We start from the raw sequence: 16,347 nt of genomic DNA on the forward strand, positions 1-16,347 counted from the left end.
TGGTTATGCACGGGTTTTGATCTATTTTACCTGTTTTTCTTGCCTCTGACTCTCGATCGCACGCTCTCTTAACCCAGCCCACGTAATATGCGATCGATATATTCAGCAAGCCCTACATAGAAATTTAGTCGGATTTAACTGTAGCATATTTTGGGTTCAAGTTAAGATGCGTTTACCCTGCTGTGGTGGTGTAACTGTGGAACAATTAAAAAAGTATATTGAAGGACAAAATAGACCCGCTGAATAAAGAGTTTGTTTGTCTCGTCATCCACCCGCCGACCGCTCAAAACATAGTTTTGAATTTGTTGAAGGGTGGAATCCACAGCGAAACGCGCTTTTTATCCCCCACTAATCGAAGCGATATAGTGTGGGGATGCCCGTCTGTTTAGCTAACTTTTTTGCAGAACATCAAGCTGACAGCGACAAGACAGGAGACTCCTGCCGAATCGGAATCTCAATAATAAACTCTGTTCCCCCGCCTGGTGCAGAAATACACCCCAAGCTTCCCCGGTGTTTTTCCACTACAATTTGCCAGCTAATCGACAACCCAATCCCTGTGCCCTTACCGGGGGGTTTTGTCGTAAAAAACGGGTTAAATACGTGGCGACGAACCTCTTCCGATATCCCTGGCCCATTGTCCACAATTCGGACAGCTACGCAATTGCTGCTTGTTACTTCTGTGCTAATCCGAATCACGCTAGGATTCGCTTTAATTTCTTCTAGCGATCTCTGCGTGTTCCACTCGTCAATAGCATCGATCGCATTTGCAAGTACATTCATAAATACCTGATTCATTTCTCCCCCATAACAGTCCACTTCGGGCAGGTTTGGGCAATAGTCCCGCACCACTTCAATCGAGGGGCGGTCTGAGTTAAATTTTAGTCGGCTCTGTAAAATCATCAGCGTGCTGTCCATGCCTTCGTGAAGGTTGACCGCTCTCATTTCATATCCTTCTTGCCGTGCGAAGAGGCGCAAAGATAAAACGATTTCGCGGATGCGATCGGCTCCTAAGTACATCGATTTGAACATTTTAGGCAAGTCGTCTTTGAGATAATCTAGCTCGCCGGCTGCGATTTCTGCTTGTATATCGGGAGCCGGATTAGGATAGTGCTTTTCGTAGAGGTCAAGGATAGTGACCAAAGTTTTTGAATATTCCAGAGCATAGGAAAGATTTCCATAAATAAAATTAATTGGATTATTGATTTCATGGGCTACGCCAGCTACGAGCTGGCCTAGCCCGGACATTTTTTCGCTCTGAATGAGCTGGCTTTGCACCTGCTTGAGTTCGTGGAGGGAATTTTCGAGCTCTAGGGCTTTTTGCCGCTCTCGCGCTTCCGATGCTTGTAAAGCTGCTTCTGCAAGCTTGCGTTCAGCAGCCTCCTGCTTGAGGCGTTCATTGGTTTGGGAAAGTTCTGCGGTGCGCTCTTCTACTCGCGTCTCTAGCTCTTGTGTCAAAACTTGTAGCTCGGCTTGCGCTCGCTCGCGTTCCACAATTTGCGCCTGAAGCTTTTTAGTTAGATTTCGCAGATTCAGGTGCGTGATAGCCCGAGCTAAAACTTCTTCCTGTTGAAGGGGCTTAGTGATATAATCAACTCCCCCCACATTAAAGCCTTTGACTTTGCTTTCTGTATCGTCCAGCGCGGTCATAAAAATAACTGGGATATCTTTAGTTAAGTCATTTGCTTTTAGATGTTGACAGGTTTTAAATCCGTCCATATCTGGCATCAGAACATCCAACAAAATTAAATCCGGCTGGCAATATTGCACTTTTTTGAGAGCGCTAGACCCACTACGAGCTACCCAAACAGTGAAGCCATATCCGCTCAAAAAATCCAATACTGAACCCAGATTAGTGGGCGTATCATCTACAATTAAAATGGTTCCTCTGTCTAAAGATTCGCTAGTCATTTTTAGTCCTCATCTAAACTGTTGAACAAATTCTACTAATTTGTCTTCTTCAAAGTTTTTAGTTAATTCGAGCAACTGATTGACAAAAGGAGCATAACGCATATCTATTGCCTTCAGCTTACTGGCTCGCTTCTCAATACTGAGGAGTTCACCTTTCATGGCTAAATCGAACAGGACTGCAACTTCTTCCGAAGGGGGAGCAATCAGTTGTTGGTCTTGGATTTGGGAAGGTGTATCGGTGAAGATACCTTCTGAACTGAAAGTTGTTTGCTCCTCATAAACCCATTCTAAACCTAAATGGTTGCCCAAGCATTCTAATAACTTTTCTGCCCGAATTGGTTTGAGGAGAAAAGCGTTGCAACCAGCCTGGAAAATGCTTTGGGGATCGCCGGATAAAATGCTAGCAGAAGTTCCGATCGCGATTACATCCTTCAATAGAGGAATTTTTCTGATCCGCCTCACCGCTTCAAAGCCGTCCATCACTGGCATTACCAAGTCAATTATAATACAGTCCGGTTGAAATAACAGCGCTTGATTCACGCAGTCTTGACCGTCCGTTGCCTCCATTAATTCAAACCCAATGGGAGCTAAAAGATTAACTAGAACCGAGCGATTTTCCCAGCGATCGTCAACGACTAAAATTTTCCGCCGATCGCCTGAGAAACCCCTGATAATTTTTTCAGGTTCTTTTTGACATCCTTCCCAGCGTTCGGTAATAGGCAACTCTAACTCAAACCAGAAAATACTGCCTTTACCTAAAGAGCTTTGTACTTTCAGTTCGCCGCCCATCATCTCCACTAATTGGCGACTAATTGGCAGCCCTAATCCTGTTCCCTCTATCTGGCGAACTGAACCGCTGGCTTGCTCGAAGGGCAAAAATATTTTTGAGAGTTCGTCCGGCGCGATGCCAATGCCTGTATCTTCTACTTGGAAAATAAATTTCGCTGTTAGGGATTGGGAATTGGCGATTGGTGATGACAAAGATTGCTGAGTCTCCAGTCTGTCTACTTTGAAAGTAACGCCTCCTTTTTCGGTGAATTTTACGGCATTGCCGAGTAAGTTGATGAGAATTTGCCGCAACCTTTTTTCATCGGCTTGGACGCAAGTGGGAAGTTGAGTTAGCGGTTCGTAAATCAAAGAGATTCCCTTCTGTTGGGCGCGAATCTGGCAGATTTCAGTAATGCCTTGGAGAAAGTCTGACAGGTGAAACTCGGTGAGGTAGAGTTCCATTTTTCCGGCTTCGATTTTGGACAGGTCTAGAACGTCATTGATCAGAGTTAGGAGGTGTTCGCCACACTGATGAATGATGTTAATACCAGAATTTTGCTGACTGGTTAAACCTGTGTCTCGTTTGAGGATTTGGGTATAACCTAAAATGCCGTTGAGGGGTGTGCGAAGTTCGTGGCTCATGTTGGCGAGAAATTGGCTCTTGGCGCGGTTTGCGGCTTCGGCCGCTTGCTCGGCTCGCTGTCGCTCTTGAATTTCCACTTCTAGGCTCGTATTTTTGGCTTTTAATTCCTCGGTTCGCTCTTCTACTTTGACTTCTAAAGTGTGATAGAGGTTGGCATTTTCTAAGGCGATCGCCGCTTGTCCCGATAGCATCCGCAAAACTTCTACCCGCTTCGGCGTGAAAGCGCCAGCAATCACGTTGTTTTCTAGGTACAGGATGGCAGTTAACTTACCTTGATATAGGATAGGCGCACACAAAATTGATTTTGGTTTGTGCTGGGTAATGTAGGGGTCGGCGTTAAAGATTTCCTCGCGGCCCGAATCATTTAAAACGACATCTTTCTGAGTTCTGGTGACGTAATTAAGTACTGAGATAGGCACTAGCCCAGAAGTTGATACTGGTAAAGATTCCAGCACTCGGACTCGATCTTTAGTCCCCGCCGCTTCTATAACAAATTGACCCTCTTTTGAGAGAATAAGCGCTCCAGTTTCAGCGCCTGCGTTTTCTATCAAAATTTTCATTAACTTTGTGAGCAAGTTAGGTAGAACAATTTCGCTAGAAATGGCAATAGATGCTTTCATTACAGTTGCCAAGTCTAGCAACTCTGGTTGACCGCCTGTAATGGTCAAAGGAGCAATTGTCATCTTAGGATCGAAAGGGGTTTCGGTGACCGCAGAGGCTCGCGCTATTAATTTCGGGTATTTTTCTTCTAGATGTTTAACTTTAGCTAAAGCTCCCCAGCGCATATAGGCATAATAAGCATCGGTCATGTAGGTGCGGGCAATCTTTTCTTTACCCCATGAAAAATAAAATTTAGCAGCGAGTTCGTGAGCTAGTGCTTCTTCGTTGATATACTCGTTTTCTTTGGCAAGAGCGATCGCTTTCTCGTACATCTCGATCGCTTCTACTTTTTCGCCTAAAACACGATACTTTTCTGCCTCTACTAAATAGAATTTATGCAGATGATTCATTGGGGCATGATATGCCCATTTTTGCAATTTCTCTTGATTAGCTTGTACTCGGTTAAGAATGTCCTCTTGCTCGGACTGTGAAGTTTCAGAATACACAGCTAGCCGTACTAGAGAATCGTATAAATAGAATATAACAACAGTTAGCTGCCCTGTAGACGATCCGAAAGAACTTTCTACTTGAGGGATATTTTTTAAGGCTTCCTGGTAATTATCAAACACATAACAAAGCGCAAGTTTGTGCAAGTATAAGTAATGAATTGCCAGTTGATTGTTGGTTTGCTGGTATAGCGGCAGCATTTTCTCTTCGTCGTACACTTCCCCCTTTAACTGGCATAGATTTTCACTTCTTCCCATCATGTTTAAGACGGCTTGCCAACAGATTTTTGTATTATTAAGCGCTGTTTTTTGGCTGATTTTATGAAGGGCATCTGTGTAAGTTGCTATCTCTCGTTCAAGTTGCATTAGTTGCTTGCCCACAAAAAACGAGTAATGACTCCACACCATGACGGCATAGCCAGCATATTCTAAATCTCCAGTTTCCAGCCCAGTAGAGAAAGCTGACAGGAAAGGTTCTAAGGTATTTCGGACGTGTTCTTTCCAATGTTGAACGGCAGCATACACTAAGTGGCAAGTCTTGACTTCGATTTCTTTGGCATTTAACTTTGACACTAGACGTAAAGCTAATTGACCGAACTCATAGCCCCGCTCAATATCTCCTACCGCCCCGCAAAGAAGAAGACTGTATACCGCATATGCAAAGGGAGACACAGAAGCATTGCCATATTGAACGGATAAATCGACCTGTTTGCACACTGTTAAAGGCACCAGTACGGGCATTCCAGAATAGCAAGCAGAAAATATACTTGACAAAATCCTGATTGCTGCTAATTGATAAGGATCGGTCATTTCAGGGAGATCGATTAAGTCCTCAATTCGGGTTCCGCTCAAAATTGCCGCAGTTTCCCCCAGCGCCTGCCCAATATCAGATGGGTTTGGCGAGTCGGGAAACTCTACCTCCAACTGCTTTAAGACTTGCAGCCCCGTATTCAATGCTTCGACCAGCTTGTTCTGCGCCATATAAGCTTGAATCTGGACTTCGTACACTTTTACTATGTCCAATAGCGTTTTGGCGCAGTTTTGTACTATCTCAACGAATCTCTGCATTCGGTCAAAATCACCACTCAAATATGCTGACTCTGCTGCTTCCTCATGCAGCCTTAATGCCAGTTCATACCGATTTTCCCAACTATCTACTGCTAGCAGAGATAAACCCACTTGCAAATATTTGACGGCGGAATCGTGGGCTGTAGCAGCTTTCGCTTTCTGACCTGCAATCAGATTCAATTGGGCTAGTTCATATTTTTGGGATTCAGTGGTAAGTAAGTCAGTACCATAATTGAGTTGGTTAACTAAAGCGAAAATATTTTCTTTTCGGTCTTCGGGCGTTGTACTTTGCAGCAGCAGTTGACCGATTTTTAAGTGGGTTTCTTTTTTCTGCTCATCTGGAATCAAAGAATAGGCAGCTTGCTGCACGCGGTCATGTAAAAACTTGTAGTCAACCTGCACATCAGTTAAGGTAAAACCCCCCGATTCTTCCTGACTAAATACCAGGGGAATTTTGTATTCATTGCTCAAAGGTAAAATCAACCCAGCTTGAAGTGCTTCCCACAATTGAGCTGCCGTGACCAAGGATGATTCCTGATTGACAATCGCCAAAACTTCTAAGTTAAAAGTGTTGCCAATACAAGCAGCAAATTTTAATACTTTTTGTGTAGATTCGGGCAATTTGCGTATGTTCCTAGCAATCAGCTCGACAACATTGTAATCGGTGATGCCGATCGCTTGAATTTGCTCGATATTCCATTGCCAGACGCCAGAATATAAATCATAAGTCAACAAATCTTCTTGATAGAGAGTTTTTAGAAGTTGACTTAAGAAGAAAGGATTGCCCTGCGTTTTATTAAAAAGTAGAGACGCGAAATTTCGCGTTTTTACAGACAGGGCTTCCGAACCGCCCGATTCATTTAAAGTATCCGCAATTAACTCTTCGACATGAACCAGGTGTAATGGTTGAAGCACAATATTATTCAGCGTCGCACCAGTTTGGCGAATCTTGTCAATTGTTTGAATCGTCGGATGAGTTGGAGAGACTTCGTTATCTCGATATGCCCCAATCAGCAATAAATACTTGCTATCAGAATCAGTTATTAGCAATTCAATTAATTTTAACGATGCCGAATCCGCCCACTGCAAGTCATCGAGGAAGATAACTAAGGGATGGTCAATAGTCGTAAATACGCCAATGAATTGTTTAAAGACGCGACTGAAACGGTTTTGAGCTTCAGTTGCCCCTAATTCTGCTACGGGTGGCTGTTTGCCAATAATTAATTCGACTTCAGGGATAACATCAATGATGACTTGTCCGTTATCGCCTAAAGCGGATAACAGTTTTTCTTTCCAAGTTTGGATTTCTACTTCGCCTTCGGTTAGAAGTTGCTGAGTTAAGGATTGGAATGCTTGAATTAGGGAAGCATAAGGAATATTGCGCTTGAACTGGTCAAATTTCCCTGCAATAAAATAGCCTCGTTGGCGCACAATGGGTTTGTGGACTTCATTGACCAACACTGTTTTGCCTATCCCGGAATAACCGGAAACCAGCATTAATTCGGTGGTGCCACTGGCAACGCGCTCGAAAGTTTCTAGAAGATTTTTAATTTCTTGGTCGCGACCGTAGAGCTTTTGCGGTATATTTAATTGCCCTGCTTTATCCGCACTTCCAACAACAAAGTTGGAAATATATCCGCTAGCCTGTAGCTTTATCAAGCAAGTTTCTAAGTCAAATTTTAGTCCCTCAGTGCTTTGGTAGCGGTCTTCAGCGTTTTTAGCTAATAACTTCATCGCAATCGCTGAAATTTGTGGTGGGATTTCAGGATTTAGCTGGTGAGGGGGAATGGGAGTTTTGGCAATATGGCTGTGTACCAATTCCAGCGGGTCTGTGGAATTAAAGGGCAACTCGCCTGTGAGCATTTCATAGAAGGTAACGCCTAGTGAATAAAAATCAGTGCGGTAGTCAATTGACCGATTCATCCGGCCAGTTTGTTCTGGCGACATATAGGCGAGTGTGCCTTCGAGCAAATCTGGATGGCTGAGCGTCGAATTTTCTCGCTCCAGGCGCGAAGCGATGCTAAAATCAATAATTTTAAGTTTTTCTGTGGCGGGGTTGATGATAATATTTTGTGGTTTTACATCTTTATGAATAATGTTATTTTTATGGATTTCGGCTAAGGCAGAGACAAGCTGGAGACCCAAAGAAATAAATTGAATGGTTGTGATTTTTTTACCATTCATCCAATCGTTGAGAGACTCGGAGCCTGAATCTTCTAATATCAGTGCTAAACCGTTTTTATAGCTTTCTAAACTAATGGCTTTGACAATCGCTTCTACGTTCAAGCTGTGCAGGATTTGATATTCGTGTCGCAAGCGGGTGATGTCAGAAAGAGTGGGATACTCAGCCTTTAGCCTTTTGACGATCACGCTGGAAAAGTCTGAATCCTTCCGAGCGCGATCGACTGAAGTTCTTATCCCGCTGTGGAGGGTTTCAACGAATTGATAGCCAGCTAAGTTGATTGTCATTGTTATTTTACCGATCGCAAGGGAATTGAGCGTGAGGTTAAGGCCGGTTTTAAAACTTAATTATGATTGGAGCTGATTGTAACATAGTAATTTACTCAACAAAAGTGAGCTCATGTTTCGCTTCTGGCAATCGTGGGCTCATGAGAGCGCCTCGCGTGGATATGTTGAAAGAACGCATTCGCGATCGCATTTTGGAGGAGGCTGTAGCACTATGAGGCGGGAAGCAGAACGGCTGCAAGATATATTAGATGCAATAGCCGCAAGCGTTTTTCCCCAGAGTTTCTGATGACAGTAAAAGCGCCCTGTGGTCTAACATAGCCCCAGTTTCTTATTCGCCACAGAAGTGGGGGGGAGGCCAGACTAAGGGATTTCAAAGCCTGGGATCACGATTGGGTATTCTGCTCGTCTAGCTCTCTGCTGCATTTACTATAAGCCTGCCTTGTAAGCGTTACTGAATTCACTGCGGGTGCAGCACAGTTGTAGGTAGTTTTTCGCTCGGCTTTCCCTAATAAAGAATACCGAGAGCAAGTGTAGCTCCCGGTATCAACTTTTCCAGTTCCGTTGTTGTTAAGTAAATCCAATTAGGCTCAATTTGGGAAAATTTGCCTCACTCGATTAAGCACAGCCGATCATTATTGGTTCGCCTGTTCCAAAGCGGGATTTGCTGGAGTTCCAGCAACTTCGGCCAAATTAATCTTGACGACTTTATTGCGGGCTTCAGTGACTTTGGGCAGGGTTAGCGTTAGAATGCCATCTTTGTATTCAGCTTGCACAGAGTCGTTTTGAATGTGTGCGGGCAAGGGAAGCACCCGGTGGAATTTGCCATAGCGGAATTCTGAGCGGACGTAGCCAGATTTTTCGTCTGTGTTTTCGTAGCGACGCTCGCCAGAGATAGAAATTGCTTCGCGAGTGACTTGAACGTCAATGTCTTTGGGGTCAATTCCAGGCAGTTGCGCTTTTAATACGAAGTTGTCCCCAGCATCAGCAAATTCCACCGCGGGCATCCAAGTGGCTTCTGAGTTATCTCTCGTTGTTGCCCGTTGGTCAAAAACTTTATCGAGTTGCTGGCGGATGGTTTCAATTTCTGTGAAAGGTTGCCAATAGCGCATCAACATAATCAGTCACCTCAAAGATTGGTAAGAATTTCTAACTTTGTTTGGGTTGAAGCTCGTTGCTTACAGTTATCATGATGCCACTTGATCAGTTGGAGGAATAGTCAGGAGAACCCTACTCTGTTGGTCGTATTTGCCCGAATAAACGTGAAAAAATCAGAATTAATTGGCAGTGAAGAAAACCGTACAAAGCTATTCCTAGAAACCGACAATACTGTAGGATCGCCATGATGAGCCAGCCGAGCGAACTATGCACAGCGCGATCGTTCCCGGAAGGATCGCCGGTGTTGCCAACCGTACCAAAAACGCGGTGCGGGTGATGTGTAGCAGGCACGTAAAGACGTGCAGAGCCGGCGTGAGCTGCTTTCTAATAGCCATCGCTCGCTGTCTGGCTGTAGTTGAGACTAAATAAAGATGATAACGGTGGCTTTCAGAAGAACTAGAGCCACCGCGCCGGGAGAGAATAAGGGTGAAAAAGAAAACCTATCCACTCCCTTAATGAACAGTGAACGATTAAAGGACTTTCGTCAAGCAGCATACGATTTATTAGTGCTGGCTCTCCTATGCAACCTTCGATCTCATGGATGCAGTAATGACAACAAGGAATGCGGCTTGTTTAGCGGAATTTTCGCGAGCGTCCGCTATTCAATCGTCAATGGTCAAGCGTCTACGAAGCGTTACAAGACTGTAGACCAGACCGGAAAAAACTGATGATGCTGTATATCAAGCAATTACAGCAGCAAGTACCTACAACAGAACATATATTAGTGGCAATTGACCACACTGCATGGGCGAGACCAGACGCTCAAACCTTAAAAGACAGAACCCATGAATATCAGAAGGGCTCCATTGTTGGACAGGGATACAGTACAATGGCGTGGATACCTGAAGCTCAAGGAATTTGGGCATTACCCCTACTCCATGAAAGAATTAGTAGTGGGTCTTCACCCATACTTCAAGTTGTCGATTTTAGTTGACATTGGTACTCCCGCTCAAAGGCCTAAACATAGGGGAAAATCCCCTGGCTGGGCAAAAGGAAAGGTACGGACTAAGGCACCTTGCTATCCCACTGTAAAAAAACGGGTTTCTCGACGCAAAAAGTCTTCAAGATTAGCTGTTTAATCTTCTACCTCTTGAGTTTTTGAGTAACAGCTTGCCTACTCTTCAAAGGCCGCTAATTTTAGCTGTGACCATTTTTTAGTCTAAACTCCAGTAAAATCTAAAATCTAAAATTTAAAATCTAAAATCGATTGACTGACTCTCGCGGTGTGTCGCTGCGAGATTGTCGATTTGATTTGTAGATTGTTCAATGCGACGCACCCTATCACTACTACGCGGAAACTAGGACGAGGAGGAAACCGAAGCCGCCACGCGAAAACCCCAGTTCCTCAACCTGTAGTCCGCCGAATTCCTGTCACGAAAGGCACTGCGGCAATGAACCGCATTGTAGTCCCAGGAACCACCACGCAGCACACGGTGATGACCTGTTCCAGTTTCCCAAGAACTTCCATCACTCGGTGCGCCATTGTAGTTATCATGCCAGCGATCGCTGCACCATTCCCAAACATTACCGTGCATATTATATAAACCAAACGAATTCGGCGGAAAACTCCCGACATCTGTTGTTTGTTTGCGATAAAGTCCCTTCGGCGCAGCACCGTAGGGATAATTGCCATCATAATTAACTAAATCTGGCATAATCGTGTAACCAAAATAGAAAGGCGTTGTAGTTCCGGCGCGACAAGCATATTCCCATTCTGCTTCCGAAGGTAAACGATAAGTTTTCCCTGTTTTTTGAGAAAGTTTCTGGCAAAATTCCACAGCATCATCCCAGGTAACTTGTTCTACAGGGAGTTGTTTGCTTTTGAAAAAACCTTTGAAATGAGAAGGGTTATTCCCCATCAACGCTTGATATTGTGCTTGAGTAACTGGATATTTACCCATAAAAAAAGGAGAGATATTCACAGTACGCTGCGGCCCTTCCTTGTCCCTTCGTTCTGCTTCGGTATTAGGGGAACCCATCACGAAACTGCCGCCAGGAATTGCTACCATGTCTAAGGTTAAACCGCTACCTAAATTTTCCCTAAAAAATTGTGCTTGACGGTGTTGACGGCTAGTTATATTACCCCGCACATCAACTGTCACCACTTCAAAGTCTATTTTTTGTAAATTTATGCTATTTTTGGGCGTTGACTGACTTTGAAAATCTATTAAAACTTCCTCTGCTGATTGATAGCGCTGCTGGATATCTTTTGCCAACAACTTAGATAAAATCAATTCCAATCCCTTGTCTATGGGACTTTTCAAATGTTGCTGCCAATTTGCAGTCCAGCTATAACCGTGTTCCGTCCACAAACCATAAGGATGTACCCCCGTCAGTAGATGAAAAGCCGTCGCCCCCAAGCTAAACAAATCGCTTGCTGCATAAGCTTCACCCCCTTGCATTTGTTCAAGCGCTGCATAACCATGCGAACCAATTTGCGTTCCCTGTGGCGATATCACTGTTCCCGACAACTGTTTGGCAACTCCGAAATCAATCAGCATTAACACACCGTCGCTGCGACGGCGCATAATATTCTCAGGCTTGATATCTCGATGAATAATTTTTTGTTCGTGAATAAACTTGAGAAGAGGTAGAAGTTCGAGTAATAGTTGCTTAACTTGGCTTTCTTGCCAAATTCCCTGATTTTGGAAAAGGTTTAACAAATTATCCCCATCGACAAACTGCTGTACCAGATACAAATATTTGTCTTGTTCAAAATAGGCATCTAGTGATGGAATTTGGGGATGTTGTCCTAGCTGTTGCAGTTGTCTAGCTTCTTGCTGAAATAATTCTACGGCTTTGTTAATCGCCCAAGTTCCCTGGATATCTGGTGCTAATTGTTTAACGACACAGCGTTGATTTAGTTTATCAATATCTTCTGCTAAATAAGTTCTGCCGAAGCCACCTTTACCGAGGAATTTGATCATGCGGAAACGATTTCGCAGGAGGGGTACGAGTTCCAGGCCGCAACTGATGCAATATCTTTGTCCGTCAGGGTTGTCAGGCTTTTCGCAGTTGGGATTGATACAGCAAATCATTTGTTTTATGAATGATATTGTTTATATTGTATAGTGTGTAAGAACCCCGACTTCTGTAATAGGTTTTTACCAGAATCGTGAATTTTGTAAGAAGTCGCGGATTTCAGGTGTGTCTTTAAACCCGGAGATCCCCCCTAGCCAAGGGCGGGCACGGGGGCACCGCCCCTACGAAGGGGGGGACAAGAGTATTCAAAGTCAACCCCTACTCCCCTTTTTAAGGGGGATTTAGGGGGAGCGAAACTTCAGGTTGTCAGACAGATCCAATCCGACGCTCGATCGCATTATAGAACCGATCGCCCATCTCACCCATAGCAACCTCAATTAACACTTGATTGTCAGCACTCACAACCCGCAAAGGTGATTCAGCACAGCAAACTAAACCAATTTTCTGCCACATTTTGGTCAAATGTTCTTGCAGGTAAGACTCCCAAATTTCTTGATTTTTCGGTGCCACTGAAACTACAATGCAGTTGCCCATTTCACCAAACAAAATTTCATCCCAGCGGCTGACATTTGCCGAATTGAAACTAAGATGAATTTCTGCACCCATTTTAGCAGAAATACAAGATTCCGCGAGGGCGATCGCAATTCCACCTTCCGCACAATCATGGGCAGAACCTACCCAACCTTGCCGAATTCCATCCCGACAAACCGATTGCACTTTTCTTTCTAACTCAAAATCTATCCTTGGGGGTTTCCCAGCTACAATCCCGTGAATTGCCGCTAAATATTCCGAACCTCCCAAAGTAGGAGAAGTATCGATTTTTGAGCTTTCAGATGAAACTTCTGAGTTTTGGGATGATTCCCCAATTCCCAGCACATAAATTAAATCACCTTTCTTTAGCCAAGCTTGGCCACAAATCTTCTTCAAATCGGGAATTAACCCCACCATTCCGATTACCGGAGTCGGATAAATTGGTTGAGGATTCCCCTCAGCATCAACCGTTTCATTGTAAAGAGAAACATTGCCGCCAGTAACAGGCGTTCCCAACTCCCGACAAGCATCAGCAATTCCGCGACAAGCTGACGCTAACTGCCAATATCCGATAGGTTTTTCAGGACTGCCAAAATTCAAATTATCAGTAACTGCGAGAGGTTCAGCACCCACACAGCTTAAGTTTCTCGCTGCTTCCGCTACGACTGCTTTTGCACCTTCATAAGGATCGAGATAAACATAACGAGAATTGCAATCAACCGTTGCAGCAACTCCGGGAATCATCCCCAGGGGCGCTTCCTTCTTGCTAAGGGGGGGAGAAACTTTTGGAGTTTCCCTACCTTGTGCCTTTGTAAATAGAGGAATTACTTCTTCTTCCTGTTTGCTTTCGGAAGCTAGAGAAACAGCATTTCCTCTCAGTAGATCTCCCTTAGCAAAGGGGTGTACTTCTAGCCCGTTAGCAAGGGAAGATTGGCAAGGTTCTAGCGGACGCAATCTGACAACCGCAGCATCAGCGCCTCCCGGTAAAACAACAGTATTATTTTGCACTTGATGGTCGTATTGGCGATAAACCCAGCGTTTAGAAGCGATGGTGGGAGTATCTAAAAGCGTCAGCAAAATCTGATTCCAAGTTTGGAAATTGCCGTTAATTTCGATACCTGTAACTGTGGATTGTGGCAGGGAATCCGCCGTCCATTCCCATGCTCTTTTAGCATATTCGGGCGGCTCTGTCAACAATTCTCGGTGATAAATTGGCGTATTATCTGCCAAAGCAGTCGCGGTAATTTCGGCAGCGATTTCGCCTTTAAATAGAATTCGGACGATCGGCTCTTCGATGACTGTCCCCGCTACTACCGCGTGCAATCCCCAGCGGTGGAAAATATCGATTAATTCCTGTTCGCGTCCTTTTTGGGCAACAAACAACATCCGTTCTTGGGATTCCGAAAGCAGGTAGTCGTAGGGAACCATACCGCTTTCTCGAACGGGAACTTTGTCTAAATCGAATTCAATGCCGACGCCGCCTTTTGCTGCCATTTCTGATGTCGAACAGGTGATTCCGGCGGCACCCATGTCTTGGGCGGCGACGACTGCACCGGTTTTGAATGCTTCTAAACAAGCTTCAATTAAGGATTTTTCTAAAAATGGATCTCCTACTTGGACTGCGGGGCGATCGTCCATTGATTTGTCGGTCAATTCTGCACTGGCAAAACTTGCTCCTCCCATGCCATCTCGCCCGGTAGTTGAACCGACATAAAGCACGGGATTTCCGATGCCGGATGCCCCGGATTTTACGATTTCTTGAGTTTCCATTAAACCCAAGGCCATGACGTTAACTAATGGGTTGCCGGAATAAGCAGGATCGAAGTAAACTTCGCCGCCAACTGTGGGCACGCCGATGCAATTTCCATAATGGGAAATTCCCGATACTACGCCTTTGAACAATCTCTGAGTTTTCGCATCGTCTAAGTTGCCAAAACGCAGGGAATTTAAAAGTGCGATCGGGCGAGCACCCATTGTGAAGATATCGCGGAGAATCCCCCCGACACCCGTTGCTGCACCTTGGAAAGGTTCGACTGCTGACGGGTGGTTGTGGGATTCAATTTTGAAGGCGAGTTGCAAGCCTTCTCCCAAGTCTACGACGCCGGCATTTTCTCCGGGCCCGACGAGAATTCGATCGCCCTCTGTGGGAAACTGTTTTAATAGTGGCCGCGAATTTTTGTAACAGCAGTGTTCGCTCCACATGACGCCGAACATTCCCAATTCAGCTTTATTAGGATGGCGACCGAGACGCTGAACGATTTCTTCATATTCTTCTGGTTTGAGTCTTTCAGCGGCAATTTGTTCGGGGGAAAATGGGGATTCGGAGATGGGAGACATGGAAACTCGTTATAAACCACAGGCTTTATTTTAAATGCCCTGTGGTTGCTTAATCTAAAATCTATAATCTAAAATCTATAATCCCAGCCCTTTGGTTGGTTAATCTAAAATCTAAAATCTAAAATCTAAAATCGAATGACTCAACCTCAAAATCTCAATTTTGCTAACCAAAACTTGCGGAACCGTTCTTTTAAAGGGCTTGACTTGTCAGGGGCGAATTTCAGCGGTTGCGACATTCGAGGCTGCAATTTCACCGGGGCGATTTTGAGGGGGGCAAATTTTCAGGGTGTCAGAACCGGACAAAGCCGCAGGCGGGTGAGAAATTTGATTGCTAGGGCTGGGGTGACTGCGGTGACAGTGACGACGGCTGGGGCTTTGATTGGATTGATTGCCGGGGCGGATGCGGGGGCTGTGGCGGTGGCCGGAACGGCTGCTACGGCGATTGCTGCGACTCGGTGCGAGGCTGGGATTGTGGCGGGGGCGGTGGCCGGGGCTGCGGCTGCGATCGGGGCTAGCGGTATTGTGACATTTTTGGGCGGAGATACTATCAGGGGAATTATCTTATTTTTGGTTTCTGGGGTAATTCTTGGGTTAACTGCGATCGGATTTTTTATCGCTGTTGAACAAATAGAAAAATTGTCGATAACGTCGTTTAGAAAGGCTGATTTAACTGATGCTGTATTCGATCCGGGGGCGGTTCTAGATGCCGATTTTTCCGATGCGCGAGGAGTGCCTTGGTAGACTGCACAATTACTGATTTTTTACCCATTCCCGGAATTCTCGCACTGCTGTGGTTGCGCCTGTAGTTTGACAGCGATCGATAAATTCGTCAACTTTTGCAGTCGGTAGCATCGGGAAAGCCAGAGAAAAATTGCACTCGGCATATTCGCCATTTTGCAATTGATAAAACTTGATGCTTCGTCCGTCGTACCGCCAAATCTCTGGTACGCCTAAATCTGCATATAAATCGAATTGATTTAAGGAACTGCTGGTAATATCAATTTCCAGTGCTAAATCTGGTGGCGGATCTTGAGCAAAGTCTAATTCTGTTCTCCCTCTGACCAGTGCTTCATTCTGGATATAATAACAGGAATCTGGTTCTTTACTCGCTGCTTTTTTGCGTTTTTTGATCGTCATCGAGCCAAAGGGGTTGTACTCTAGATTGAGTTCCTCTATGAGAGTTACAATTAACCGATCGATTAGCCTGTTGCGATTTTCATGTTCCGGTAGCGGCACCATAATTTCTAATTGACCTTGATGATAAGCAATTCTGGTGGAACGTTTGTTGCCCAGTTCCGCTAGCAGGATTTCATATAACTGCCAACTGATATTTGGCAGTAAAACTCGCTGTTCGGCGGGCGTTGATGTTCTTAGCATTTT

At 44.8% G+C, this 16,347-nt stretch carries 8 protein-coding genes; 2 read left to right on the top strand and 6 right to left on the bottom strand.

Annotated features, from left to right (window positions below):
- Positions 1–408 precede the first annotated feature (408 nt).
- The 3 genes from NDI35_RS27875 to NDI35_RS27885 all read right to left on the bottom strand — a co-directional run bounded on the left by NDI35_RS27875 (position 409) and on the right by NDI35_RS27885 (position 9,077).
- Positions 409–1,908, bottom strand: a complete 1,500-nt coding sequence (locus tag NDI35_RS27875) for a hybrid sensor histidine kinase/response regulator (protein ID WP_445315535.1) — start codon at positions 1,906–1,908, stop codon at positions 409–411.
- Between the two features lie 9 nt (positions 1,909–1,917).
- Positions 1,918–7,962, bottom strand: a complete 6,045-nt coding sequence (locus NDI35_RS27880) for a hybrid sensor histidine kinase/response regulator (protein WP_445315536.1) — start codon at positions 7,960–7,962, stop codon at positions 1,918–1,920.
- A 632-nt stretch (positions 7,963–8,594) separates the two neighbouring features.
- A complete protein-coding gene (locus tag NDI35_RS27885) occupies positions 8,595–9,077 on the bottom strand; it encodes an Hsp20/alpha crystallin family protein (protein WP_445315537.1) in 483 nt (160 codons plus the stop codon).
- A 707-nt stretch (positions 9,078–9,784) separates the two neighbouring features.
- On the opposite strand from NDI35_RS27885, the gene NDI35_RS27890 reads away from it, so the two are divergent.
- Positions 9,785–10,051 carry a hypothetical protein gene (locus NDI35_RS27890; RefSeq protein WP_445315538.1) on the top strand — a complete coding sequence of 89 codons (267 nt, stop codon included), beginning with the start codon at positions 9,785–9,787 and terminating at the stop codon, positions 10,049–10,051.
- Between the two features lie 364 nt (positions 10,052–10,415).
- Here the strand turns inward: NDI35_RS27890 and NDI35_RS27895 are convergent, their stop codons facing one another.
- Together NDI35_RS27895 and purL are read right to left on the bottom strand one after the other, a co-directional pair.
- The gene (locus NDI35_RS27895) at positions 10,416–12,155 is read right to left on the bottom strand and encodes a bifunctional serine/threonine-protein kinase/formylglycine-generating enzyme family protein (protein ID WP_445315539.1); all 1,740 of its coding nucleotides are present in this window, start codon (positions 12,153–12,155) and stop codon (positions 10,416–10,418) included.
- A 250-nt stretch (positions 12,156–12,405) separates the two neighbouring features.
- The gene (gene purL, locus NDI35_RS27900; RefSeq protein ID WP_445315540.1) at positions 12,406–14,967 is read right to left on the bottom strand and encodes a phosphoribosylformylglycinamidine synthase subunit PurL; all 2,562 of its coding nucleotides are present in this window, start codon (positions 14,965–14,967) and stop codon (positions 12,406–12,408) included.
- A gap of 135 nt (positions 14,968–15,102) precedes the next feature.
- Between purL and NDI35_RS27905 the strand changes: the two genes are divergently transcribed.
- On the top strand, positions 15,103–15,708 hold the full coding sequence (locus NDI35_RS27905) for a pentapeptide repeat-containing protein (protein WP_445315541.1): 606 nt from the start codon (positions 15,103–15,105) through the stop codon (positions 15,706–15,708).
- 9 nt (positions 15,709–15,717) lie between these two features.
- Here NDI35_RS27905 and NDI35_RS27910 read toward each other — a convergent pair whose 3' ends face one another.
- Positions 15,718–16,344: a Uma2 family endonuclease gene (locus NDI35_RS27910; protein ID WP_445315542.1), complete on the bottom strand. Its 627-nt coding sequence runs from the start codon at positions 16,342–16,344 to the stop codon at positions 15,718–15,720.
- Between the last annotated feature and the right edge of the window lie 3 nt (positions 16,345–16,347).

Source organism: Microcoleus vaginatus FACHB-2002 (genome assembly GCF_040004035.1).
Taxonomy (GTDB): Bacteria; Cyanobacteriota; Cyanobacteriia; order Cyanobacteriales; family Microcoleaceae; genus Microcoleus; species Microcoleus vaginatus_C.